The sequence below is a fragment of the Paraburkholderia sp. J12 genome (assembly GCF_905220215.1).
Lineage (GTDB): Bacteria > Pseudomonadota > Gammaproteobacteria > Burkholderiales > Burkholderiaceae > Paraburkholderia.
Genome location: NZ_CAJMZC010000011.1, coordinates 20,474 through 43,933, shown reverse-complemented (window position 1 = coordinate 43,933; position 23,460 = coordinate 20,474). Strand labels below are relative to the sequence as shown.

Below are 23,460 nucleotides of genomic sequence, written 5' to 3'. Positions count from 1 at the left end.
ATGTGTTGCGCAGCGGTCCCCGTATGTCGTTTGGGCGGTGAGCCTTGTAAGCCCGCGCCGCCGGGAAGCCGGATCAGGTCTTCGGCAGCGTGACGCCGTGCTGCCCCTGGTATTTGCCGCCGCGGTCCGCGTAAGACACCTCGCAGACCTCGTCGCTTTCGAAGAAGAGCACCTGCGCGACGCCCTCGTTCGCGTAGATTTTCGCAGGCAATGGTGTCGTATTCGAGAATTCGAGCGTCACGTAGCCCTCCCATTCCGGCTCGAACGGCGTGACGTTCACGATGATCCCGCAGCGCGCATAGGTGGACTTGCCGAGGCACACGGTCAGCACGTTGCGCGGAATGCGGAAGTACTCCACCGTGCGCGCGAGCGCGAACGAGTTCGGCGGGATGATGCAGACGTCGCCCTTGAAGTCGACGAACGACTTCTCGTCGAAGTTCTTCGGGTCGACGATGGTCGAATTGATGTTCGTGAAGATCTTGAATTCGTCGGCGCAGCGGATGTCGTAGCCGTAGCTCGAGGTGCCGTAGCTCACGATCTTGCGGCCGTCCTCCGACGTGCGGATCTGGTCGCGCACGAACGGCTCGATCATGTTGTGCCCTTCGGCCATGCGCCGGATCCATTTGTCGGATTTGATTGCCATAGAGGTCGCTGCGTGCCAGTGGAATGACGAAAAGGGGACGTAAAGGGCGCGTAAGGACCGCCACCGCTCACGAAAGGCGCTTATTTTACGCGATGTGCAACGGCATGCCGGAAAGTGCGCACGCCGGGGGTGCCGGTCGATGCGCCAGTCCGTGTGCCTGCGGGCGGCAAAGCGGCGCTATCGACACAATCGACGCAACCCGCGCCGTGCGGGCGGGCCTGACGCGGCCCCAAGGGGCGCGCCCGTTCACTGGGCGCGAATCACGCCGCAGGCGATCGCCGGCCCGGTGCCGCGCTGCGGGTAGGCATAGGGGTCGATCGGGTCGCGGTGCAGCAGCACGGCGCGCCCGAGCACCGAGCGCACGCCGTCGAGCGACACATCGGGGGCGACGATGAAGCCGGTGGCCACGCCGTTCGAATCGGCGTGGATGTTGCCGAGATCGCCTTCCACGCGGGCGCCGGACTTCAGATGCTCGGCGGCGGGCGCGAAAACGGCGCCGGCGCTCGAGGCATCGGCGGCGTTGCAGTCGCCGCGCTCGTGCACCTGCAAGGCGTGATCGCTGTCGGGCTGCAGGCCCGCGAGGTTGTAGTTCACCTGGACGCCGTCCGAGCGCTCGACGAACGACACCGTGCCGCGCGCCTGGGCGCCCATCGTGGGCTGTAGCTGCGCGGCGGCGCGCTTGTCCTGCTGCCCCATGAAACTGGTGCAGCCGCCGAGCAGCATGCACCCGGCCACTGCCAGTACGACGTACGGATACCCCGTTTGCCTGTCGTGTCCTTTACCCATTCGATCCTCTAGCCGGCCGGGGGCTGCCCCTGCAGCCTGCGAACCGGACCCGATGAGCCCACATCATACCGCGCGCCTGGCCGTCTGCGCGCGTGCGGGGCCGCACGATGGCGGCCACCCGGGCCGGGCCGGCAAGAAGGCCGAAGCGCCGGGGAAAGACTCCGAACGCGCTCAGGTGTTCTGCACGACGATGCTGGGAAATTTCGAAGTCATGTCGCGCGCGCGCTCGGCGATCTGGATCGCCACGCGCCGGGCGATCGCGCGGTAGGTCTCGGCAATCCGCCCGCCGGGGTCGGCCACCACGGTCGGGTGGCCCGAATCGGCCTGCTCGCGGATCGCGATGTCGAGCGGCAGGCTGCCGAGCACCTCGACGCCGTACTCCTTGCCCATGCGCTCGCCGCCGCCCGCGCCGAAAATGTGCTCGGCATGGCCGCAGTTCGAGCAGACGTGCACGGCCATGTTCTCGACGATGCCGAGGATCGGAATGCCCACCTTCTCGAACATCTTGAGGCCCTTCTTCGCGTCGAGGAGCGCGATGTCCTGCGGCGTCGTCACGATCACGGCGCCCGTCACCGGCACGCGCTGCGAGAGCGTGAGCTGGATGTCGCCGGTGCCGGGCGGCATGTCGACCACGAGGTAGTCGAGCTCGCGCCAGTTCGTCTGCCGCAGCAGCTGGTCGAGCGCGGAAGTGGCCATCGGGCCGCGCCAGACCATGGGGTTGTCCTGCTCGATCAGGAAACCGATCGAGTTGGCCTGCACGCCGTGGCCTTCGAGCGGGTTCATCGACTGGCCGTCGGGCGACTCGGGGCGGCCCTCGATGCCGAGCATCATCGGCAGCGAGGGGCCGTAGATGTCCGCGTCGAGCACGCCGACCGAAGCGCCTTCGGCGGCGAGCGCGAGCGCGAGGTTCACGGCCGTCGTGCTCTTGCCCACGCCGCCCTTGCCCGAAGCGACGGCGACGATGTTCTTCACGTTCGGCAGCAGCTTCACGCCGCGCTGCACCGTATGGGCGACGATCTCGCTCTTCACCGCCACCCGGCTCGACTTCACGCCGGGCACGGCGGCAAGCGCCGCCTCGAACTGGGCGCGGACCGCGTCGAACTGGCTCTTCGCGGGATAGCCGAGCACGACTTCGACGCCCACCGCATCGCCCTCGACCGTGACATTGCGCACGCCCTTGCCCGCCGCGTAGGGGCGGCCCGTGTTGGGATCCGCGAGGGCCGCGAGCGCGGCGTCGACCAAAGCCCGATCTATGCTCATTGAAACTCCGTGGGGAACGCCGGCGCCCAGCCGGAAAATGATCGCGCTGGCGCCGGAAAACGAAAGAAATTGTTAAGCTGCATTGCAGATTTCACGGCGGCAAGGCACGCTTCGGCTACCCCTTCGGCCAGCCTGAGCGACGCGCCTGGCAACCTGTCCGGCAAACTCAGCCTTCAAGCCGTCATTGTAGTAGCTGCTGCCGCACACCGCCCGAAGACCCTGACTCGCGTCGGGGCCTGTGGGCGGCGTGCGGCAGCCATCCTGTTCCATTCCAGAGAGGAAAGAAAATGAACACAAGAATCATGACTCGCCTGTCCGTCTTCGCTATCGCCGGCGCGCTCGTCGCCGGCTGCGCCACGCAGCAGGGCACCAACACCGCGGTCGGCACCGGCATCGGCGCCGGCACGGGCGCGGCGATCGGCGCGATCTTCGGCGGCGGCAAGGGCGCGGCGATCGGCGCCGGCGCCGGCGCGCTGGTCGGCGGCGTGGCCGGCTACAACTGGACCGCGATCCACAACAAGCTCACGGGCGCGACCAAGGGCACGGGCACGCAGATCACCGAGCAGCCGGATGGCTCGCTCAAGCTCAACATCCCGAGCAACGTGACGTTCGACACCAACAGCTACGCGATCAAGCCGTCGTTCGCACCGGTGCTCGACCAGGTGGCGCAGACGCTGCAGCAGAACCCGGAAGTCGTCGCCCAGGTGGTGGGCCATACCGACAGCACGGGCCAGCCCGCGTATAACCAGACCCTCTCGGTCAACCGCGCCCAGAGCGTGGCCAACTATCTGATGCAGCGCGGCGTGGCGGGTCAGCGCCTGTCGGCCGACGGCCGCGGCGACACCCAGCCGATCGCGGACAACAGCACGGAAGCGGGCCGTGCCGCGAATCGCCGCGTGGAAATCTATCTGCGCGCGACGGCACAGCATCAAGGCGGCTGAGAATAGAAGAGACAAAAGCGCTGGACGGACGGCCGCAAGGCCGTCTGGCGGGGCTTCGGTCGCAATGCAGGCGCACTGTCTTGCGACCCTGCATGCGGCCCCGCAAAGAGTCGAAAAATTTTTCGAACTCTCTTCCCATCCCGCGGTCTCTCTTTACGGTACGTGGCTGGCCTTGCCGCCGCGTCACCATTCTCCTCTTGTCGTTGTTGCTCCGGGGCCAATCTGCCCCGGTTTTTTTTGCCTCGATTTTGTGCGATGCAGCATGAGCGGGCCGTCCCGAACCGCCCGACCGGCCCGGCCCGCGCGCTGCGGCGGCCCTGCTAGAATCGCAGTTTCCCCTTGCAACACCGGACCTTCCCCAATATGTCAGCACCCGCCACCGACCTCAGTGCCGCCGGCGCGCCTGCCACACCGAGCGGCCGCCGCCAGATTCTCGTCACGTCTGCCCTGCCCTATGCCAACGGGCAAATCCACATCGGCCACATGGTCGAGTACATCCAGACGGACATCTGGGTTCGCACGCTGCGAATGCACGGCCACGAGATCTATTACGTCGGTGCCGACGACACTCACGGCACGCCGGTCATGCTGCGCGCCGAACTGGAAGGCCTCACGCCGCAGCAGTTGATCGCGCGCGTCTGGCAGGAGCACAAGCGCGACTTCGACAGCTTCGGCGTGTCGTTCGACAACTACTACTCGACCGACTCCGAAGAGAACCGCGTGCTCTCCGAATCGGTCTACCTGGCGCTCAAGGAAGCGGGCCTCATCGAGACGCGCGACATCGAGCAGGCCTACGACCCGGTCAAGAACATGTTCCTGCCGGACCGCTTCATCAAGGGCGAGTGCCCGAAGTGCGGCGCGAAGGACCAGTACGGCGACAGCTGCGAAGTGTGCGGCTCGACCTATGCGCCCACCGATCTGAAGAACCCGTACTCGGTGGTCTCGGGCGCGACGCCCGTGCGCAAGACCTCGACGCACTACTTCTTCCGCCTCTCGGACCCGCGCTGCGAAAACTTCCTGCGCGGCTGGGTGGCCGGCCTCGCGCAGCCCGAAGCGACCAACAAGATGCGCGAGTGGCTGGGCGACGCGGGCGAATCAAAGCTCGCCGACTGGGACATCTCGCGCGACGCACCGTACTTCGGCTTCGAAATCCCCGGCGCGCCCGGCAAGTACTTCTACGTGTGGCTCGACGCGCCGGTGGGCTACTACGCGAGCTTCAAGAACCTCTGCGAGAAGCGCGGCATCGACTTCGAGGCGTGGATCAAGCCAGGTTCGAAGGCCGAGCAGTACCACTTCATCGGCAAGGACATCCTGTATTTCCACACGCTGTTCTGGCCGGCCATGCTCGAATTTTCGGGTCATCGCACGCCGACCAACGTGTTCGCGCACGGCTTTCTCACCGTGGACGGCGCGAAGATGTCGAAGTCGCGCGGCACCTTCATCACCGCGCAGAGCTACATCACGACGGGCCTAAACCCCGAGTGGCTGCGCTACTACTTCGCGGCCAAGCTCAACAGCACGATGGAAGACCTCGACCTGAACCTCGAGGACTTCCAGGCACGCGTGAACAGCGACCTCGTCGGCAAGTACATCAACATCGCGAGCCGCGCGGCGGGCTTCCTCATCAAGCGCTTCGACGGCCGCGTGCAGGACAGCGCGATGCATCACCCGCTGCTCGTGCAGCTGCGCGAAGCGATTCCGCAGATCGCCGCGCACTACGAAGCCCGTGAGTACAGCCGCGCGCTGCGCCAGACGATGGAACTCGCCGACGCCGTGAACGCCTACGTCGATACCGCCAAGCCGTGGGAGCAGGCGAAGGATCCGGCCAACGCCGTGGCGCTGCACGAGACCTGCAGCGTGAGCCTCGAGGCGTTCCGCCTGCTGTCGCTCGCGCTCAAGCCCGTGCTGCCGACGCTGGCCGAAGGCGTGGAAAACTTCCTCGCCATCGCGCCGCTCACGTGGGCCGATGCCGCGAAGCCGCTCTCGTCGGAGCAGCCCATCAACGCGTACAAGCACCTGATGACACGCGTCGATCCGAAGCAGATCGAAGCGCTGCTCGCCGCCAACCGCGATTCGCTGCAGGCTACCGAAGCGCCTGCTGCCGCCGCGGCCGATGCGAACAAGAAGTCGAACGCGTCGAAGGAAGCGAAGAAGGCCGAAGCCGAAACGCCCGAAGTCATCTCCATCGACGATTTCGCGAAGATCGACCTGCGCGTGGCGCTGATCGTCGACTGCAATATCGTGGAAGGCTCGGACAAGCTGCTGCAACTCACGCTCGACGTGGGCGAAGGCCGCACGCGCAATGTGTTCTCGGGCATCCGCTCGGCGTACAAGCCGGAAGACCTCAAGGGCAAGCTCACGGTGATGGTCGCGAACCTCGCGCCGCGCAAGATGAAGTTCGGCCTGTCCGAAGGCATGGTGCTCGCTGCCTCCTCCGCCGATGAGAAGGCCGAACCGGGCCTCTACATCCTCGAGCCGCACAGCGGCGCGAAGCCGGGGATGCGGGTGCGCTAAGGAAACATTAAGGGAGCACTAAGGGCACACTAAGGGACCCCTAAAGGACCACCGCCCCTTCGCGCTCCAGCGCAGCAGCAACGCAAAAAAGCACGCCCCCGGGCGTGCTTTTTTATCGCCGCAAAGACGCGCGCCGGCTACCAGCGGAAGCGATCGAAGCGCCGCGTATAGGACACATCGGCGCCGTAGAACGTGCCGCCGTAACCCACCACCGACCAGTAGCGCGAGAGGTTGATGGTGGCCTTGATCGCATTCGAGGCCGACTGCAACCCCTGCTCGTAGCCGATCACGAGCCGCTGGTTGATGGCCTTGGAGAGCATCACCACCTGCGGGTCCGTGAGACCCACCTCGCTGCGGCCAATGGAGAATTCGTCGAGTCCCACCGACTGCGCAATGCGCTTGCCGCTCGCGCTGCCGAGCAGCGCGAGCGCCGTCGTCATGGCGTTCTGCTGGCCGAGGTTGTTGCCCTGATCGGTGCCGTGGCCGAACAGCAGCCACGAGAGCTTTTCGTTATCGGGCACGTTCGGCTCGGAGACGAGCTTCGCCACCGGCGCCTGCACCGTGCCCGTCACCTGCACGCCCGCCTCGACCTCCTGGTTGCGCCGCATCGCGAGAATGTTGATGCCCGGATTGCCCACCGGCCCGTTGAACGTGAAAAAGCCGTTCTCGATGTTGAGCTTGGTGCCGAACGCCGTGTAAGACGACCCCTCCGTCACGCGCACGTTGCCGACCGCGCGCAGCGGCAAGTCCGGCGCGCTCGTCGCCGTGATGGTGCCGGCGAGACCCAGATCGGCGCCCTGGCCGCGGAAGCGGAAGTTGTGCCCCAGATCGATGTCGATGTTCGCGCGCGGCGCAAAACGCGGCGCCGGCTTGGCCGAGGCCTGGGCCGCCTGCTCGTCGAGCGGCGGAGTGCCGCCGCGCGTCGTACCGTCCGGGCGCACGATCACCACATCGTCGCCGAGTTCGGGCGCGGCCGACTCGGGCAGGTCGAAGAGCGCGTGATCGACCGTGAACTTGCCGTTGATCTGCATGCCGCCCAGGCGCCCGCCGTTCGCGACGCTCGCGCTGCCCGAGAGCGAGAGCTGCCGGTCGGGCGCCGCGAAGAGTTCGAGCTTGTCGGCGACGATGCTCGCCGTGAGGTCGGGTTCGTCGTTGTCGAGCGCCACGCGGCCCGTCGCGCGCAGCGTGCCGCTCGCGCCGTGGAACTCCACCTGCTGGAAGTCCACGAGGTTCTGCGAGAGCATCACGCGGACCACGCCGTCCTTCAGCTGGATGCCCTGATCCACGAGCGTGGCCGAAAGCCCGTCGCCGATCAGCGAACCCGAGACGTTCGGCTTCGCGATTGTGCCGCCGAGCGCGAGTTGCAGCGCGATATGGCCGTCGAGCACGTAGTTCGGGCCGAACAGGCCGCCCGTGGTCTTGAGCGACGGCACGTTCGCCTTGATCGTGCCGCCCAGCGCCGATTCTTCGGAGAACGTAAGAATGCCGTTCTCGGGGGTGAGCGTGGTGTTCGCATCGACATCGAGCACGCCGATGCGGCTCGCCTGCGCGTGCGCCGTCACGGCGAGCCGGTTGCCGCCGCTGAAGGCCGCGCGCGCGTTGACGTCCGTAATGCCGAGCGAGGCGAGGCCGCGCCCGATCTCGGTCGTGATGTCGCCCGAGCGGCGCTTGAGCTGCACGTAGCCCGTGGCGGTCTGGCCGAGCGAGAAGTCCCAGTCGCCGTCGAAGATCAGGTCGGTCTTGAGCGTCGAGGGTTTGCCCGTGATCTGCTGCTGAAACTGCAGGAGGCGCGCGACCGATACGTCGGTGAGCGAGCCCGCCGAGCGGATGCGGCCGTGGTCGAGATCGAAGGACTTGAGATCGAGCACGGCCCCGAGCATCGCGAGGCGCGTGGCGCCGAGCGTCACCTTGCCCGCGCCCGCGCCGACCTTGAGCGGCGCTTCGAGTGTGATGTCGGGCGAGCCGCGGTTCTGCAACTGCGTCACCGTGCCGTCCCAGCGCGAGCCGTCGCGCGTGTCGGACAGACCGCCGTTCGCGGCCAGCTCCACGTCGATCGCCTGGCCCTGCACCTTGCCCTTCGCGCTCGCCGTGAGCGTGTGCTTCGCACGCGTGCCCGAGAGGCGCGCCGTGAGCGTTGCGACCTCGACGCCGGCCGCGGCGATATCGCTCGCGTCGGCACTGAAGGCGAGCGCGCCGTTCGCGCCGTCGCGCGCCTCGGCATGGCCTTCCGCGTGGCCGATGCGGTTCTCGCCGAACGCCACGCCGCTCGCCTTGTAGTCGAGCGCGACGTTGGGATGCGCGAAGCTGCCCGTGAGATCGCCGCTCGCAGCCACCTGGCCCGCCACGCCGAAGCCGAGGCGGTCGAGCTGCGGCGCATCCACCGTAAAGCGCAGGCGGTCGCCGCTCGCGCCGAAGCTGCCTTGCAGATCGATCTGGTTGCCCGCCACCGAGAGATTCGCGCGGCTCGGCAGAATGCGCGAGCCCGCCAGTTGGATGACGCCCTGCCCCGTGAGCGGCAGGTCGTCGTACACGCTCTGGCCGAGCTTGAATTCGGCCTTCGTGGTGAGCGTGGGCGCGAGCATGCCGCTTGCGGTCAACGTGCCGTTCACGCGCGCCTCGATACGGCGCGACGGCGGCGCGGCCGGTTTGCCTTTGGCGCGCGGCGAGGCAGCGGAAGCGGCGCCCTTCGCCGGCGCGCTCGCGGGAGTCGGCCTGGCCGTAGCCTGCGGGGGTGATTGCGGGGGTGACTGCTGCGGTAACTGCGGCGGTGCCTGTGAAGTCAGCGAGAGCGGATCGAAATTGGACAGCGCGGCCTTCAGTGCATAGGTCGAATTCGCGTCGTGCTTGATTTCGCCGGAGAGGTCGAGATGTCCCGCGCCCGAGCTCACGCGCACGTCGCTCAAAGAAAGGCGCGCCGGGTCGAACGTCACCTTGCCCTGCGCCCGCAGCGCGGCCTTCGGATCGGCGAGATCGAGCGTGATGCTTTGCACGTCGTCGGCAAGACGAACCGTGATGGGACCGGCCAGTTGCGTCGGGCGCACGCTCGCCTGAATCGCGTTGAGGTCGAGGCCCGCCACCTTGAGATCGAAACGACCGTTGCGCCCGCTGATCGCCCCGCCGCCCGTCACCGTCGCGTTCTTCACGAGCCGCACGTTCAGGTTCGAAAGACGCTGCGTGTGCGCATCGAGCACGACATCGGTGTGGGCGTCGACGAGCGGCAGCAGGTGCGCGTCGATGGCACCCGGCTTCGCATTCACGATCGACACGCTGCCGGCCACGGTGAAGCCCGCGGCGGGGGCCTGGGAGTCGGCGTGGCTTTGTTGCATGGCGGGCTTGGGAGGCGCGGCGGGCGTAGAAGCCGCAGGCACCGAAGCACCGCCCTGACCGGAAGACGCCCCGGCCTGCGGCACGAACGGCGCAACCGCGCCATCGACGGGCTGCAGATCGGCGCGCAGCGCGAGGTCGGCGAACGGCGCCCCGGGCGCGAACGCCTGCGGGTTCACATGATCGAACGCGAGCGTCGCCCGCTTGAGCGGCACGGCCGCAAACGGCGTCGCCTCGACGTGCGCGCGGCCGGCGAGCTTCAGCCCGCTCGCGTCGAGATCGGCGCTCAGCGCTTCGAGCGAGCCGCCCACGCGGCCGTTCACCTGCACGTCCTCGTCGTTCACCTTGCCCGAGTAGCCGAAGTCGCCGGAGAGCGCGAACGGCCGCACGCCATCGAGCTTCGCCTCGGCGCTCACCGCGCCATACGGCGTATCGAGCTGCTCGACGGTCGCCTCGTGATGGCGTCCGTCGCTGCGGCCGTGAAAGGCGAAATCGGAAAGTTCGGTGGTCGAAGCACCTTCGTGCAGCGTGAGCTTCGCCACGCGCAGGTCGCGGATCTCGAGCGCGAGCGGCAGTTGCAGATCTTTGGGCAGCGTCGTGGGCGACGACGGTTCCGTCGAAGGCACGATCCGCACATCCACGTCGCCGATATGCAGATAGCTCACGACGAAGCGCCACGGCCGGCCCGACAGCAGCCATTGCCCGCTCGCCCGGTCGACCAGGATCCGCGTGCCGTCGGCGCCGCGCCAGCTCACGTCGCGCAGGCGCACGCCGGTGGCAACGGTGCCGCCTTCGAGCGTGCCGCCCAGCTGGCCGCCCAGCAGCTTCACGGCGGCGCGCCACGCGTAGGCCGTGCCGCGCTCGGTCGTCACCGCGCCGTAGAGAAGCCCCGCCACCAGCGCGACGATCAGCACCGGCACGGCGATCGCCCAGGCAAGCGCCTTCCACAGACGGTGCGGGCGGCGCTTCGGCGGCTCGGGTGGCCCGGGAGGCGTCGACGGCGGCGGCGTGAGCGACGCGTCCGGCGGCGACGGCGGCATGGGCGGCATGGGCGGCGTGGGCGGCATGGCGGGCGTCGTCATCAGAAGGCGATCCCGAGCGTCAGATAGGGCCGCACGCTGCGCGTGCGAAAGCCGTACGCCACGTCGATGTTGACCGGGCCCACGGGGCTGCGCCAGCGCGCCCCGAAACCCGCGCCCGGATAGAAGACCTTCTCGCCCCAGGTGTCGGTGGCCGTGCCCACGTCGAAGAACGTGGCGGCGCCCCAGTCGCGGTTGAACCAGTGCTGGTATTCGGCCGATCCGGTGACGAGATATTTGGTCGGCAGGATCGAGCCGTCGACGTCGTTACCGATGCTGTCGAAGGCATAGCCGCGCACCGAGTTCGAGCCGCCCGCGCGAAAGAGCAGCGATGCGGGCACGTTGCTCGAACTCGACCCCGTGAACACGCCGCCCAGCTCCGCGCGAAAGAGCACGAGGTCGTCGCGGCCGATCGGCAGGTATTGCTGGCCGCGCATGTAGCCGCGCGCGAAGGTGGCGTCGGCGAGCGCGTTTTTCACGGCGAAGCCCGCCTCGACGTGAACCAGGTTGCCCGAGCGCGGGAACAGCGGGTCGTCGACGTCGCGGCGCGTCCACGACCACTGCGGCACCAGCGCGCGGGCGATGGTGGGCGGCCCCGCGTTCTGGTCGAGCCGGTCCTGGTAGTAAAAGAGCGAGTACGAATAGTCGTAGTTCTGCGACGTGCGCGTGCGCTGCACCCCGCCGCGCACGCTGTAGATGCGCGTATCGGACACATCCGTGGTCGTGTACGAGATGAGTGCGCTGTTGGTCCAGGCGCGCGGGCCCGGCGGCATCGAAAGCTGGATCTGGCCGTACTGCTGGATCTGGTCGAGGCGCCCCTGGACCTGGAGCGGCCACGCCGCGCCGAAGGTGTTGAGATAGGTGTACGAGCCCTGGACGTGCGGGCCGGTATCGGTGGAATAACCCACGCCGCCGCGAAAGCTGTTGTACGGGTACTCGCTCACCTTCACGTGCAGCGGGGTTTCGAGCGGCTTCTGGGTGTTGTCGTCCACGTCGATCGCCACGCTCGCGTAGTACGGCGTGTTCTGCAACTGGCGCTGCAGCTCCGTCACGCGGTTGACGTCGTAGATCTCGCCCGGCGAGACCGGATTGACGTCGGTCACGATGGAGGCCGGATAGCGTCGCGTGCCCGAGACGTCGAGCGCGCCCATCGTGAAGGTGGGACCGCTGTCGAATGTCACAGAAAGCTTCGCATCGTGCTTGAGCGGATCGATGCGCGCCTCGGACTGCACGATCTTCGCGCCGAGGTAGCGCCGCGACTGCAGCGTCTTGAGCGCCGCGCCCTTGGCGTCGCTCCAGCCCGACTGCGTGAAGGGGTCGCCGTCGTGCAGCGAGAACGCGAAGCGCGCGGCGTTCTCCTGTTTCTTGTCCTCGGTCAGCACCGGACCGCGGAAGCTCAGATCGATCGCGGAGATGGTCGTGCGCGGCCCCGGGTCCACGCTCACACGCACCGAGCGCTTGCCGTTGACGGTGCGCACGTCGGTGCGCACGACGGGCGAAAAATAGCCGTCGGTCGAAGCGAGATCGCGCACCTGCTGGGGCGTGGCGGTGACGAGAAAGCCGAACTGGTCGTCGCTCACGTCTTTGCGGGTGGCAAAGCGCGCGATGTCGAGATGCGCCTCCAGCAGCTTCCTCAGCTCGCGCGGCGTGGCGTCGATCTGCACGTCATAGACGGTAGGCTTGTGCGACCAGGGCAGCAGGTCGGTGAGCGCGGCGCGCGCGGGCGCCGCCGGCAAGAGGACGGTAGCGATCAGGCCCGCGGCGAACCAGCCGGCGCCGCGCCCGGCGTGCGCGTGCCGCGCGGCCGCGGAGGGACGCACGGGAAGTGAGGGACATGAAACACATGAGGGACGTGCGGAACGCCGCCATGCGCGCCAGGCTTCGATCACCCTTCCTGCCAAACAAAACCTCCGGCCTTCGCGAATCGGGTTGCCACGGAACGCCGCCGGCAACGACGCCGGGGCGCAAACGCGTTATTTGAACATATCGGCGAGGGATTTCCCCAACTCGTGCCTCGTCCGGCGACCTCGCCGGCGGCCGCAGCGGCTTCCCGGCGCCCTGAACCCCGGCCGCCCGCGCGGATGTTCCGCGCCGTGCGCTTGCGGTAAAATTGCCGGCGACACGAACAGCGGCGGTCCCGCCCCGAGGCGGCCCTCCATTTTTGACGGACGTCAGCCATGTATCAATCGGACATCACGCAGTTCATCAACCAGCTCAAAGAGCAAAAGCCGCAGCTCGAGGAGCAGCAGCGCAAGGGCCGCTCGCTCCTGTGGGACAAGCAGCCGATCGATCTCGACGAACGCGAGCGCCAGCAGGCCTCGCGCGTCAAGCAAACGTCGTACGTCTACTACCAGAACTTCTGATGGCCGAGGCCGACGGGGCCGGCGCGCCCGAGGCGCACCACGGCGCGAACCCCGCGCCGGCGAGCGCGGACAGCGACGCGCTCACCGCCCCCGCAACCGACTCGACGCCCGACACGGTCGACGGCGTCGCGTTTGCGCGCCTGTACGGCGAGCCGCTCTTCAAGCTGCCGCAGGATCTGTACATCCCGCCCGACGCGCTCGAAGTCTTCCTCGAGACCTTTGAAGGCCCGCTCGACCTGCTGCTCTACCTGATCCGCAAGCAGAACTTCAACGTTCTCGACATCCCGATGGCGGAGGTCACGACGCAGTACCTCGGCTACGTCGAGCAACTGCGCAAGACCAATCTGGAGCTCGCGTCCGAATACCTGCTGATGGCCGCGATGCTCATCGAGATCAAGTCGCGCATGCTGCTGCCGGTGAAAAAGGCCGATACCGGCGACGAAGTCGAAGATCCGCGCGCCGAACTGGTGCGCCGCCTGCTGGAGTACGAGCAGATGAAGCTCGCCGCCCAGCGCCTCGACCAGTTGCCGCAGCTCGGGCGCGACTTCCTGCGCGCCGAGGTCTACATCGAGCAGAGCATCACGCCGCGCTTTCCCGACGTGGACAGCAACGACCTGCGCGCCGCGTGGGCCGACGTCATCAAGCGCGCGAAGCTCGTGCAGCACCACAAGATCTCGCGCGAGGAGTTGTCCGTGCGCGAGCACATGAGCGTGATCCTGCGCAAGCTGCAAAACGCACGCTTCATGGAGTTCTCGGAACTGTTCGACGTCACGCGCGGCGTGCCGGTGGTGGTGGTGAACTTCATCGCCATGCTCGAACTTTCACGCGAATCGCTCATCGAGATCACTCAAGCCGAACCGTTCGCGCCCATCTACGTGCGGCTCGCGTATCTACCTGCCTGATACCGGTCCGCAGCCCGACGCAACGCCGGACAAACCGGCGCTTCAGCCCTCCCGCCGCCTGTCATGACCCCGATTTCGGCGCCCACGCCGCGCGCGGTCTGCGGGAAAGCCCGCCTTCCGGAGCGGCTGCGTTGCGCGCCCAAATCCTCTACAATCGCCCGCGCCTGCCCCTGCCCGGACTCGACCCGGCCGGGACGGGCCTGCGCCGCCCGAAATCCGGCGCTCCGTAACCGGTCCGCCGCACCCGGCCGCCGGTGGCTGCCACCCCGTCTTGCCCCGCGCGAGGCATAACGCATCCGATCATGAAAGTCATCAGCTCGATTCACGAACTGCGCGACCAGCTGCGCGGCCAGAACCGCACCGCGTTCGTGCCGACCATGGGCAACCTGCACGAGGGCCATCTCTCGCTGATGCGGCTCGCGCGCCAGCACGGCGACCCGGTGGTGGCGAGCATCTTCGTCAACCGGCTGCAGTTCGGCCCGAACGAGGACTTCGACAAGTACCCGCGCACGCTCCAGGACGACATCGAGAAACTGCAGAAGGAAAACGTGTACGTGCTGTTCGCGCCCACCGAGGCCGACATGTACCCGCAGCCGCAGGAGTACCGCGTGCACCCGCCGCACAACCTGGGCGACATCCTGGAGGGCGAATTCCGCCCCGGCTTCTTCGAGGGTGTGTGCACGGTCGTGATGAAGCTGATGTCGTGCGTGCAGCCGCGCGTGGCCGTGTTCGGCAAGAAGGATTACCAGCAGCTCATGATCGTGCGCGCGATGTGCCAGCAGTTCGCGCTGCCGACCGAGATCGTCGCCGCCGAAACCGTGCGCGACCCCGACGGCCTCGCGCTCAGCTCGCGCAACCGCTACCTCACGCCCACCGAGCGCGCCGAAGCGCCGCAGCTCGCGGGCGTGCTGCGCGCGATTCGCGAATCCGTGCTGTCGGGGCGCCGCGACTTCCAGCAGCTCGAACTCGACGCCATGGCCACGCTCGCCGCGCGCGGCTGGAAACCCGACTACATCGCCATCCGCAAGCGCGCCGACCTGCTGCCGCCCACGGCGCAGAACGCCGAGGCGCCGCTCGTCGTGCTCGCCGCGGCGAAGCTCGGCGCCACGCGCCTGATCGACAACCTCGAAATCTGATCCGCTTTCCCGGGTTTGCTCACGGGGTTTCCACCTTTCACCGGGCAGCCGTGCCGGCCGTCCCAGCCTGACTTGCGGGCGCGCTGCACCCTGCCCGCAAGATGCAAGAGGAGATGCACCATGCAACGCCACATGCTCAAGTCGAAGATCCACCGCGCCGCCGTGACGCACTGCGAGCTGCACTACGAGGGCTCGTGCGCCATCGACGAAAATCTGCTGGAAGCCGCGAACATCGTCGAAAACGAGCGCATCGACATCTGGAACATCAACAACGGCGAGCGCTTCTCGACCTACGCGATCAAGGGCGAGCGCGGCAGCGGCATGATTTCGCTGAACGGCTCGGCGGCACGGCGCGCGCAACTGGGCGACCTCGTGATCATCGCGGCCTTCGCGAACGTGGACGAGGCCGAACTGAAGGCGGGCTGGAAGCCCGATCTCGTGTTCGTGGATGAAAACAACCGCATCAAGGGCAGCCGCGACCACGTGCCGACCCAGAACTGGACCTGAGATCCCGGCCCCGCGCCGCGCGCAGAGGTTCCGCGTGGCGCATACGCGCCGTTCTCGTTCTACGTTCGGGTTAGTTACCGCTCACTTCCTGCTGGCTTGCTGCCCATTTCCCCCGGCGGGTCTGGCCAGCAGGCGCATGCTCGCACCCCATCACTTGCGATTGATCCAGGCGAGGATCGATTGCCACTGCTCCAGATCCTTCTCCACCCGGCTCTTCGCCACGTCCCACAGCGTGAGGCCGTGCGCGGCCAGCTGCACGTAGTTCTGCGTGTCGCGCAGATAACCCAGCACCGGCAGGTTCAGCCCTTCCACGAAACGCTGCAACTGGTCCGCCGAGCGCGTGCGCGCGTCCACCCGCATGCCCACCACGCCCACTTCGATCGCGCCCTTGCGCACGGCCTTCTCTTTCGCGAGGCGGTCTAGGAAGTCCTGGGTGGCGAGGATGTCGAACATCGAGGGCTGCAGCGGCACGATCACTTTGTCCGCCAGCGTCATGATGGCCGCGAGCCGGTTGCCGTGCAGGCCCGCCGGGGTATCGATGACTGCGTGCTCGAGTCCCTTGGGCGGCTTCTGGGGATTGTCGAGATCGACGTTCCAGCTTTCGATACCGGAGAGCGTCGCGGGCCGCAGGTCGAGCCAGGCATGCGCCGACTGCTGCCGGTCGAGGTCGGCCAGCGCCACCCACTCGCCCTGCGCGGCAAAGTAGCCGGCCAGATTGGTGGACAGCGTGCTCTTGCCGACGCCGCCCTTGGGATTCGCCACCACGATTACCGTCATGAATACTCCCGTCAGGAAGGCTGGCGCGTCTGGCCAGCCGGATTGCCGATATGTTCCGATACGTTTTACCGCGTTTTCCGTGCTGTTGCGCGCTCATACGGGCATTTCCCGGCATGAGCCGCCGCCACGGAACCGCGCAAGGGCCGCCTCACGGCGGGGATCCTGCCGGCGCGCTCGCCCAACCGTCCGATAATATCGGCAAATCCGGCGGCGCCGAAGTCCCCGGGCGAGCGCCCTCTATCATTGATCCCTTTTTCGAGGAAACGTTTCCCATGAGCACGCTGCGCACCGAAGTCACGATCGACGCCCTGCACGAGCGCCAGCAAGGGCGCTTGCCGGAACTGCTCGGCTTTCGCGCCGTGGCGCTCGAACAAGGCACGCTGCGCGCGGAACTGGACGTGCGCAGCAATCTGCTCGCGCCCAACGGGTTTCTGCACGCGGCCACGGTGATCGGCCTCGCCGACACTGCCTGCGGCTATGCCTGCTTCGCCCACCTGCCGGCCGGCGCAAAGAACTTCACGACCATCGAGCTCAAGAGCAATTTCCTCGGCACCGCGCGCGAAGGCACGCTTACCGCCGTGGCGACGGGCGTGCACCTCGGACGCAGCACGCAGGTCTGGGACGCGACGGTCAGCGGCCCCGATGGCAAGACCATCGCGCTCTTCCGCTGCACGCAGATGGTCCTGTATTGACGATTCAGGCGAGGCCTCAACCGATGGCGGCAAACACGCGCGCGAGGTCGAGGCTCCCGGCCAGGGTGTCGGCGAGACGCTCCAGCGACGCCTCGCGCAACGCCGGATAGTCCACCGTGCGCGCGGCGGCGAGGCCCGCCCAGCGCAGGAGCGCAGCGCAGGCCTCGGGCGTGTCGAACAGGCCGTGAACGTAGGTGGCGAGAATCTGCCCGTCGGCCGACTGCGCACCGTCGGGCCGCGTGCGCGCCGCCGCGTTCCCGTTCCCGTTCACGTTCACGTCGGCGTCGAGATTCAGCGCCGCCGCATCGAGCGCCGGCCCGCGCGTCTCGCCCATGTGGATCTCGTAGCCCGTCACCTTCGCGGCCGCACCCGCCAGCGCCAGCGTCCCCGTCACGTTCTTCAGCGTCTTTTCGCGCGTGAGCACCGTTTCGTAGTCAAGCCAGCCCAATCCCGCCACCGCGCCCGGTTCCCCCTCCACGCCATGCGGATCGGCAATCGCGCGGCCCAGCATCTGCATCCCGCCGCAGATGCCGATCACACGCCCGCCGTAGCGCAGATGCCGCGCGAGCGCTTCGTCCCAGCCGTGCTCGCGCAGCCAGGCGAGGTCGTCGCGCACATTCTTCGAGCCCGGCAGGATCACGAGATCGGCGGGCGGCGGCGCGTTGCCGGTGCGCACGTAGCTGAATTCGACCTGCGGATGCGCGCGCAGCGCATCGAAATCGGTGTGATTGCTGATGTGCGGCAGCACCGGCACCACCACCCGCAGCGCCGCGCCCGCAGCTTGCGCATGGGTGTGCGCGGCGCCCGGGAGCATGTCCTCGGCGTCGAGCATGAGGCCGTGCAGATACGGCACGACGCCCAGCACGGGCTTGCCCGTCTGCGCTTCGAGCCATTCGAGGCCCGGCGTGAGCAGCGTGGGGTCGCCGCGAAAGCGGTTGATGATGAAACCCTTCACGCGTGCGCGCTCGCTTTCCGAAAGACACGCGAGCGTGCCGATCAGATGCGCGAACACGCCGCCGCGGTCGATATCCGCAATCAGCAACACCGGGCAGTCCACCGCTTCGGCAAACCCCATGTTGGCGATGTCGTTGGCGCGCAGGTTCACCTCGGCGGGGCTGCCCGCGCCTTCCACGAACACCGTGTCGTACTGCGCGCGCAGCCGCGCATAGGACTGCAGCACGGCCTCGCGTGCGAGCGGCTTGTAGTCCTGGTACGCGCGCGCATTCAGGTTCATGCGCGCCTTGCCGTGAATGATGACCTGCGAGCCGAGATCGCTGTTCGGCTTGAGCAGCACGGGGTTCAGATCCGTGTGCGGCTCGATGCCGGCGGCGAGCGCCTGCAGCGCCTGGGCGCGGCCGATCTCGCCGCCATCCACCGTCACCGCGCTGTTGAGCGCCATGTTCTGCGGCTTGAACGGCGCCACGCGCACGCCCGCGCGGCGCGCGAGCCGGCACAGGCCCGCGACGAGCGTGCTCTTGCCAGCGTCGGAAGTGGTGCCCTGGATCATCAGGGTGCCGCGCGGCACGGCGGGAATCGGTGCGGTCATGGGTTCGACGGAGTGGAAGCGGCATGAAATCGCGTGGCAAGACATTCCCTGCACGCAGGCGGGCATTATCCCATCGCGCCGGGCAGGCCGCGGCCGCGCAGGCACATGCCGGTACAATCACGCGATGATTTCGCGCGACTTCACCTTCATTGTCGGCGGCGCGCGCTCGGGCAAGAGCGCGCATGCCGAGCGCCTCGCCCGCGAGAGCGGCCTGCCGGTCACCTATATCGCCACCGCGCGCATCGGGGACGGCGAGTTCGCGCAACGCGTCGAGCACCATCGCGCGAGGCGTCCCGCGCACTGGGCGCTGGTGGAGGCTCCGCTCGATCTCGCCGCCGCGCTCGACGCTGCCGCCGCGCCCGGCCAGTGCGTGCTGATCGACTGCCTCACCCTCTGGCTCGCCAATCTGCTCTGTCCGCCGGACGCCGAAACGCCGCTCGACGACTGGTCCACGCGCCTCGATACGTTCGCCGCCGCCTGCGAGCGCGCGCCGGGCACCGTGCTCGTCGTGAGCAACGAGATCGGCATGGGCGTGGTGCCGCTCGGCGCGGCGACGCGTCTTTTCGTCGACGAGCTCGGCCGGCTGAACCAGCGCATCGCCACGCTCGCCGACCGCGCGACGCTCGTCGCCGCCGGCTTGCCGCTCGAGCTCAAACCAGCGCGCAAGACACCGTGATGCCGCTTTTCGATCCACGCCGATGCTGACCCTGCCCGTCACCGCCGCGCTCGCCGTCGCAGGCGTTGCCGTCGATCGCTTCTTCGGCGAGCCGCGCCGCGCCCATCCGCTCGTCGCGTTCGGCAAGCTCGCGAGCCGGCTCGAAGCGCGCCTGAACACCGGACGGCGCGGCCGCCCGCTCGGGCTCGTCGCGTGGCTGGCCGCCGTCGCGCCGCCCGTGCTCTGCGCGGCACTGCTCGTCGCGCTCCTGCCCTGGCCGCTTGCCGCGGCGCTGCATGTAGCGCTGCTCGGGTTCGCGCTCGGCGCGCGCAGTCTCGCGGAGCACGTCGCGCCGATCGGCGCCGCGCTCGCGCAACGCGATCTCGCCCGCGCCCGCGAACTCACTTCGCACATCGTCTCGCGCGATACGTCGCAGGCCGACGCCACCTCGCTCGCGCGCGCGGCCGTCGAATCGGCGCTCGAAAACGGCAACGACGCCATCTTCGGCGCGCTGTTCTGGTTCGCGATTGCGGGCGGCCCCGGCGCGCTCGCGTTTCGCCTCGCCAACACGCTCGACGCGATGTGGGGCTACCGCACGCCCCGCTATCTGCGCTTCGGCTGGGCGGCCGCGCGCATCGACGACGTGCTCAACTGGATTCCCGCGCGCCTCACGGCCACGAGCTACGCGCTGCTTGGCGACACGCGCGTCGCGCTGCGCTGCTGGCGCGAGCAGGCGCGCCGCTGGGACAGCCCGAACGCCGGGCCGGTGATGGCCGCAGGCGCCGGCGCGCTGAACGTGCTGCTGGGCGGCGCGGCCGTCTATCACGGCACGATCGAGCAACGGCCGCTGCTGGGCGCGGGCTCGCCGCCGCGCGCGCAGGACGTCGACGCCGCGCTGCGGCTCGTCGAGCGCACAACCATTCTGTGGCTCGCCGTGCTGATCGCTCTCGCCTTCGTGAGCGTGGCAAGCCATGGCTGAGCGCACGAACCTCAACGAGACGCCGCACATCGTCGCCCACGGCGGCAACCTGCATGAAGCCGCGCGCCGTTACGGCATCGCCTGGGAGTCGTGGATCGATCTTTCCACGGGCATCAATCCCCACGGTTATCCGGTGCCGCCGGTCCCCACCGCCGCCTGGCGACGCCTGCCCGAAGACGGCGACGGCTTCGCCGCATGCGCCGCGCGCTACTACGACGCGCCCGACGCCGCGCACGTACTGCCCGTGGCGGGCAGCCAGGCCGCCATCCGTGCGCTGCCCGCGCTGCTGCCGTGCGCACGCGTGGCCATCGCGCCGCTCACGTATGGCGAGTACGCACCCGCGTTCGCGCTGGCGGGCCACGACATCGTGACGCTCGATGTCACGCGCGAGACGTTGCCCGACGAGGTCACGCACGCGGTGTTCGTGAATCCGGACAATCCGACGGCAACGCGACTCGACGCGGGCAAGCTCTTGCACTGGCACGCGCAACTCGCGGCGCGCGGCGGCACGCTGATCGTCGACGAAGCCTTCGCCGATAGCTTCGCGCCGGAGCACAGCGCATCGCTTGCACGCGAGGTCGCGCGCGATGGACTGGTGGTGCTGCGCTCGCCGGGCAAGTTCTTCGGGCTCGCGGGCGCGCGCTGCGGATTCGCGCTCGCACAGCCCGCGCTGCTCGAGCGACTGCGCGCAACGCTGGGCGCCTGGACCGTGAACGGGCCGGCACGGCACGCGGTCTCGCACGCGTTCGACGACATCGCCTGGCAAACCGCCATGCGCACGCGACTCGCCAGCGAAAGTGCCCGGCTCGACGCGCTGCTACGCACGCACGGCTTCACGCCGCACACAACGCCGCTCTTCGCGTGGATCGCCGATCCCCGCGCGTCCGCGCTCCAGGATGCGCTCGCGCAACGCGCCGTGTGGACCCGTCGCTTCGATGCGCCCGCGAGCCTGCGCTTCGGCCTGCCCGCGACACAAGCCGAATGGCAGCGCCTGGAAATCGCACTCGCGGCGGCCCTGCGCGATATCGGCCCGGCCTCGGCACACGCCTCATGAAAACCCGCCTCGCCGCTACGCTCGCGCTCTGCGCGCTGCAAGCCCTGCTCGTTGTGCAAACCGCACAGGCCGCAGTCAGCGCCATCGACGACGCGGGCAACACCGTCACGCTCGCCGCGCCCGCGCAACGCGTGGTGAGCCTCGCGCCCCACGTCACAGAACTGATCTATGCGGCGGGCGGCGGCGCGAAACTGGTGGGCGCGGTGAGCTACAGCGACTATCCGCCCGAGGCGAAGAACATCCCGCGCGTGGGCGACAACCGTTTGCTCGACCTCGAACGCATCGTCGCCCTCAAGCCCGACCTGATCGTGGTCTGGCGGCACGGCAATGCGCAGCAGCAGCTCGACCGGCTGCGCGATCTGCACATCCCGCTCTTCTTCAGCGAGCCGCGGCACCTCGACGACGTGGCGACGTCGCTCATGCGCCTCGGTGCGCTGCTCGGCACGTCGCCCACCGCCGATCGCGCCGCGCAAGATTACCGGCACGAGATCGCGCAACTGCGCGAGCGCTACGCCGCGCGCGCGCCGGTCAGCGTGTTCTATCAGGTGTGGGATCAGCCGCTGATGACGCTCAACGGCGAGCACATGATCAGCGACGTGATCGCGCTATGCGGCGGGCGCAACGTATTCGCGGCGCTTCCGCCGCTCGTGCCGACCGTCTCCACCGAGGCCGTGCTCGCCGCCAATCCCGATGCGATCGTGACGTCGTCGCAGGGCGCCACGGCGCCGGACAAGCCGCTTCCCGGGCTCGAGCGCTGGCGCGCCTGGCCTTCGCTGACGGCGGTGGCACACGGCAATCTCTTCGCCATCGACGGCGATCTGATCACGCGGCCCGCGCCGCGCATCGCACAAGGCGCCGCCGCGCTGTGCAAGGATCTGGATCTCGCCCGCGAGCACGATGCCGCCGGCACGCATTGATTCGTCATCCGAACGAATGCGCTAGACGTTCCAGCGGACCAGCACCCACGGCCCACCCCGCGCTTCGCGACGCAACCAGACTAGCGCGCCATACTCCAGCGGCCAACGCGCGCAACGTGCGAGCGGCAGTTCGAGCGCATGCGCCGTGACGGCACGCATCACGCCCGCGTGCGCCACGATCCAGGCGGTCTCTTTGGCCGCCGTCGCACACGCGTTGCGAAACCATGCCCCCACGCGCGCCTCGAACTGCGCGACGCTCTCGCCGCCGTGCGGGCGGGCATGATCGAAATCGGCGGCCCACGCATCGATCTGGGCGCGCTCGATCGCGTCCCAGCGCTGCAACTCCCAGGCACCGAAGTCCATCTCCGCGAGCCGCGCGTCCGTGGCCGGTGTCACGCCATGCTGCGCGGCCAGCACGCTCGCCACGCTCGCGCAACGCACGAGCGGACTCGACTCGATACGCACCGGCGAGCGCGCGCCGAGCGCATCGAGCCGCTGCGCCAGTTGCGCTCCTTCATGCACCGGATCGCCTGCGAGCGCCACGTCGCTCCTGCCATAGCAGACGCCTGGTTCGACGGCCACCGCAGGATGCCGGATCAGAACGAGATCCATGCGAGCCCCACCAGATAGATGGCAAGTTCGAACACCTGCTGCGCAAAACCGAGGCAGTCGCCCGTATAGCCGCCGATGCGCTTCACGAAGTAACGTCCGAGCAGATAGCGCAGCGCCGCCAGCACGGCGAGCGACGCCACGCCCGCGCGCCAGTCGGGCCACGCCGGCCAGAACAGCCACGGCAGACCGAACACGCAGGCGCACAGCAGCGCGGCGGCGCTCATGCGCTGCGCGACCGGTTTCGCTTTGCCTTCGGCGCGCACGTAGTCGAGCGAGACGAGATAGCTGATCGCACACGCGCGGCTCGCGGCATGGCCTGCGATCATGAGCGCCGCGGCGCGCATCGGCGGCAATGAGGCCAGCGTCTGCCACTTGAGCGTGAGGGCGACGACGAGCCCGATCGCGCCAAACGCGCCGATGCGCGAGTCGTGCATGATGCGCAGCACGTCCTCGCGCGTGTAGCCGCCGCCGAAGGCATCGCAGCAGTCGGCGAGACCGTCTTCGTGAAAGGCGCCGGTCGCGAGCAGCGTGGCGCCCATCGAAAGCAGCACCGCCACGCCCGCTGGAAACACCCGCAGCGCCGCGAGATACACGAGCGCCGCAAGCGCACCGACGAGTGCGCCGACGAGCGGAAAATAACGCGCCGCCGCATTGAGCCACGCGGGCTCGAAGCCCACCCAGCGCGGCACCGGCACGCGCGTGAAGTAGCCGAGCGCCGTGAAGAAGTAACGCAGTTCGGCCAGCGGATTCATCGGGCGGGTCTCATGCGACGC

20 protein-coding genes are annotated in these 23,460 nt (G+C 68.4%); 11 read left to right on the top strand and 9 right to left on the bottom strand.

What is annotated here, in order from left to right; translation table 11 throughout:
• Positions 1–73: 73 nt before the first annotated feature.
• From dcd to apbC, 3 genes are all read right to left on the bottom strand, one after another.
• Positions 74–643 (bottom strand): dCTP deaminase, encoded by a 570-nt coding sequence (gene dcd, locus U5760_RS21975; protein WP_322014408.1) that lies wholly within the window; start codon positions 641–643, stop codon positions 74–76.
• Positions 644–889: 246 nt separating this feature from the next.
• Positions 890–1,429, bottom strand: a complete 540-nt coding sequence (locus tag U5760_RS21970; RefSeq protein ID WP_415914152.1) for a superoxide dismutase family protein — start codon at positions 1,427–1,429, stop codon at positions 890–892.
• 171 nt (positions 1,430–1,600) lie between these two features.
• Positions 1,601–2,689 carry an iron-sulfur cluster carrier protein ApbC gene (apbC, locus tag U5760_RS21965; RefSeq protein WP_322014407.1) on the bottom strand — a complete coding sequence of 363 codons (1,089 nt, stop codon included), beginning with the start codon at positions 2,687–2,689 and terminating at the stop codon, positions 1,601–1,603.
• A 287-nt stretch (positions 2,690–2,976) separates the two neighbouring features.
• Between apbC and U5760_RS21960 the strand changes: the two genes are divergently transcribed.
• A complete protein-coding gene (locus U5760_RS21960; RefSeq protein WP_028226111.1) occupies positions 2,977–3,630 on the top strand; it encodes an OmpA family protein in 654 nt (217 codons plus the stop codon).
• A gap of 363 nt (positions 3,631–3,993) precedes the next feature.
• Positions 3,994–6,144 (top strand): methionine--tRNA ligase, encoded by a 2,151-nt coding sequence (metG, locus tag U5760_RS21955; RefSeq protein WP_322014406.1) that lies wholly within the window; start codon positions 3,994–3,996, stop codon positions 6,142–6,144.
• A gap of 137 nt (positions 6,145–6,281) precedes the next feature.
• Here metG and U5760_RS21950 read toward each other — a convergent pair whose 3' ends face one another.
• Both U5760_RS21950 and U5760_RS21945 read right to left on the bottom strand, forming a co-directional pair.
• The gene (locus U5760_RS21950) at positions 6,282–10,550 is read right to left on the bottom strand and encodes a translocation/assembly module TamB domain-containing protein (RefSeq protein ID WP_322014405.1); all 4,269 of its coding nucleotides are present in this window, start codon (positions 10,548–10,550) and stop codon (positions 6,282–6,284) included.
• On the bottom strand, positions 10,550–12,367 hold the full coding sequence (locus U5760_RS21945) for an autotransporter assembly complex protein TamA (protein ID WP_415914151.1): 1,818 nt from the start codon (positions 12,365–12,367) through the stop codon (positions 10,550–10,552). The genes U5760_RS21950 and U5760_RS21945 overlap by 1 nt, the downstream gene beginning before the upstream one ends.
• Before the next feature lie 357 nt (positions 12,368–12,724).
• Here U5760_RS21945 and U5760_RS21940 point away from each other — a divergent pair, with 357 nt between their 5' ends.
• From U5760_RS21940 to panD, 4 genes are all read left to right on the top strand, one after another.
• A complete protein-coding gene (locus tag U5760_RS21940) occupies positions 12,725–12,910 on the top strand; it encodes a DUF3460 family protein (protein WP_322014404.1) in 186 nt (61 codons plus the stop codon).
• Positions 12,910–13,812 (top strand): ScpA family protein, encoded by a 903-nt coding sequence (locus tag U5760_RS21935; protein ID WP_322014403.1) that lies wholly within the window; start codon positions 12,910–12,912, stop codon positions 13,810–13,812. The genes U5760_RS21940 and U5760_RS21935 overlap by 1 nt, the downstream gene beginning before the upstream one ends.
• 302 nt (positions 13,813–14,114) lie before the next feature.
• Positions 14,115–14,948: a pantoate--beta-alanine ligase gene (gene panC / locus U5760_RS21930; RefSeq protein WP_322014402.1), complete on the top strand. Its 834-nt coding sequence runs from the start codon at positions 14,115–14,117 to the stop codon at positions 14,946–14,948.
• Between the two features lie 120 nt (positions 14,949–15,068).
• Positions 15,069–15,455 (top strand): aspartate 1-decarboxylase, encoded by a 387-nt coding sequence (gene panD, locus U5760_RS21925; RefSeq protein ID WP_028226104.1) that lies wholly within the window; start codon positions 15,069–15,071, stop codon positions 15,453–15,455.
• Between the two features lie 150 nt (positions 15,456–15,605).
• Here panD and U5760_RS21920 read toward each other — a convergent pair whose 3' ends face one another.
• A complete protein-coding gene (locus U5760_RS21920; protein WP_322014401.1) occupies positions 15,606–16,232 on the bottom strand; it encodes a ParA family protein in 627 nt (208 codons plus the stop codon).
• A 272-nt stretch (positions 16,233–16,504) separates the two neighbouring features.
• Here U5760_RS21920 and U5760_RS21915 point away from each other — a divergent pair, with 272 nt between their 5' ends.
• Entirely contained in the window at positions 16,505–16,924 is a 420-nt protein-coding gene (locus tag U5760_RS21915; RefSeq protein ID WP_322014400.1) for a PaaI family thioesterase, read from the top strand.
• Positions 16,925–16,940: 16 nt separating this feature from the next.
• Here the strand turns inward: U5760_RS21915 and U5760_RS21910 are convergent, their stop codons facing one another.
• Entirely contained in the window at positions 16,941–18,470 is a 1,530-nt protein-coding gene (locus U5760_RS21910; protein WP_322014399.1) for a cobyric acid synthase, read from the bottom strand.
• A gap of 124 nt (positions 18,471–18,594) precedes the next feature.
• Here U5760_RS21910 and cobU point away from each other — a divergent pair, with 124 nt between their 5' ends.
• Genes cobU through U5760_RS21890 form a run of 4 tightly spaced genes read left to right on the top strand, consistent with a single transcriptional unit; the run spans position 18,595 to position 22,075 of the window.
• Positions 18,595–19,146 (top strand): bifunctional adenosylcobinamide kinase/adenosylcobinamide-phosphate guanylyltransferase, encoded by a 552-nt coding sequence (gene cobU / locus U5760_RS21905; RefSeq protein ID WP_322014398.1) that lies wholly within the window; start codon positions 18,595–18,597, stop codon positions 19,144–19,146.
• A gap of 22 nt (positions 19,147–19,168) precedes the next feature.
• Positions 19,169–20,104, top strand: coding sequence for an adenosylcobinamide-phosphate synthase CbiB (cbiB, locus tag U5760_RS21900; RefSeq protein ID WP_322014397.1), 936 nt, complete (start codon positions 19,169–19,171; stop codon positions 20,102–20,104).
• Positions 20,097–21,158, top strand: a complete 1,062-nt coding sequence (cobD, locus tag U5760_RS21895) for a threonine-phosphate decarboxylase CobD (protein ID WP_322014396.1) — start codon at positions 20,097–20,099, stop codon at positions 21,156–21,158. The genes cbiB and cobD overlap by 8 nt, the downstream gene beginning before the upstream one ends.
• The gene (locus U5760_RS21890) at positions 21,155–22,075 is read left to right on the top strand and encodes a cobalamin-binding protein (protein WP_322014395.1); all 921 of its coding nucleotides are present in this window, start codon (positions 21,155–21,157) and stop codon (positions 22,073–22,075) included. Before cobD ends, U5760_RS21890 begins: the two co-directional genes overlap by 4 nt.
• A gap of 21 nt (positions 22,076–22,096) precedes the next feature.
• Here the strand turns inward: U5760_RS21890 and cobC are convergent, their stop codons facing one another.
• Positions 22,097–22,687, bottom strand: a complete 591-nt coding sequence (cobC, locus tag U5760_RS21885) for an alpha-ribazole phosphatase (protein WP_322014394.1) — start codon at positions 22,685–22,687, stop codon at positions 22,097–22,099.
• Positions 22,672–23,439: an adenosylcobinamide-GDP ribazoletransferase gene (locus U5760_RS21880; RefSeq protein ID WP_322014393.1), complete on the bottom strand. Its 768-nt coding sequence runs from the start codon at positions 23,437–23,439 to the stop codon at positions 22,672–22,674. Before U5760_RS21880 ends, cobC begins: the two co-directional genes overlap by 16 nt.
• Positions 23,440–23,460 lie beyond the last annotated feature (21 nt).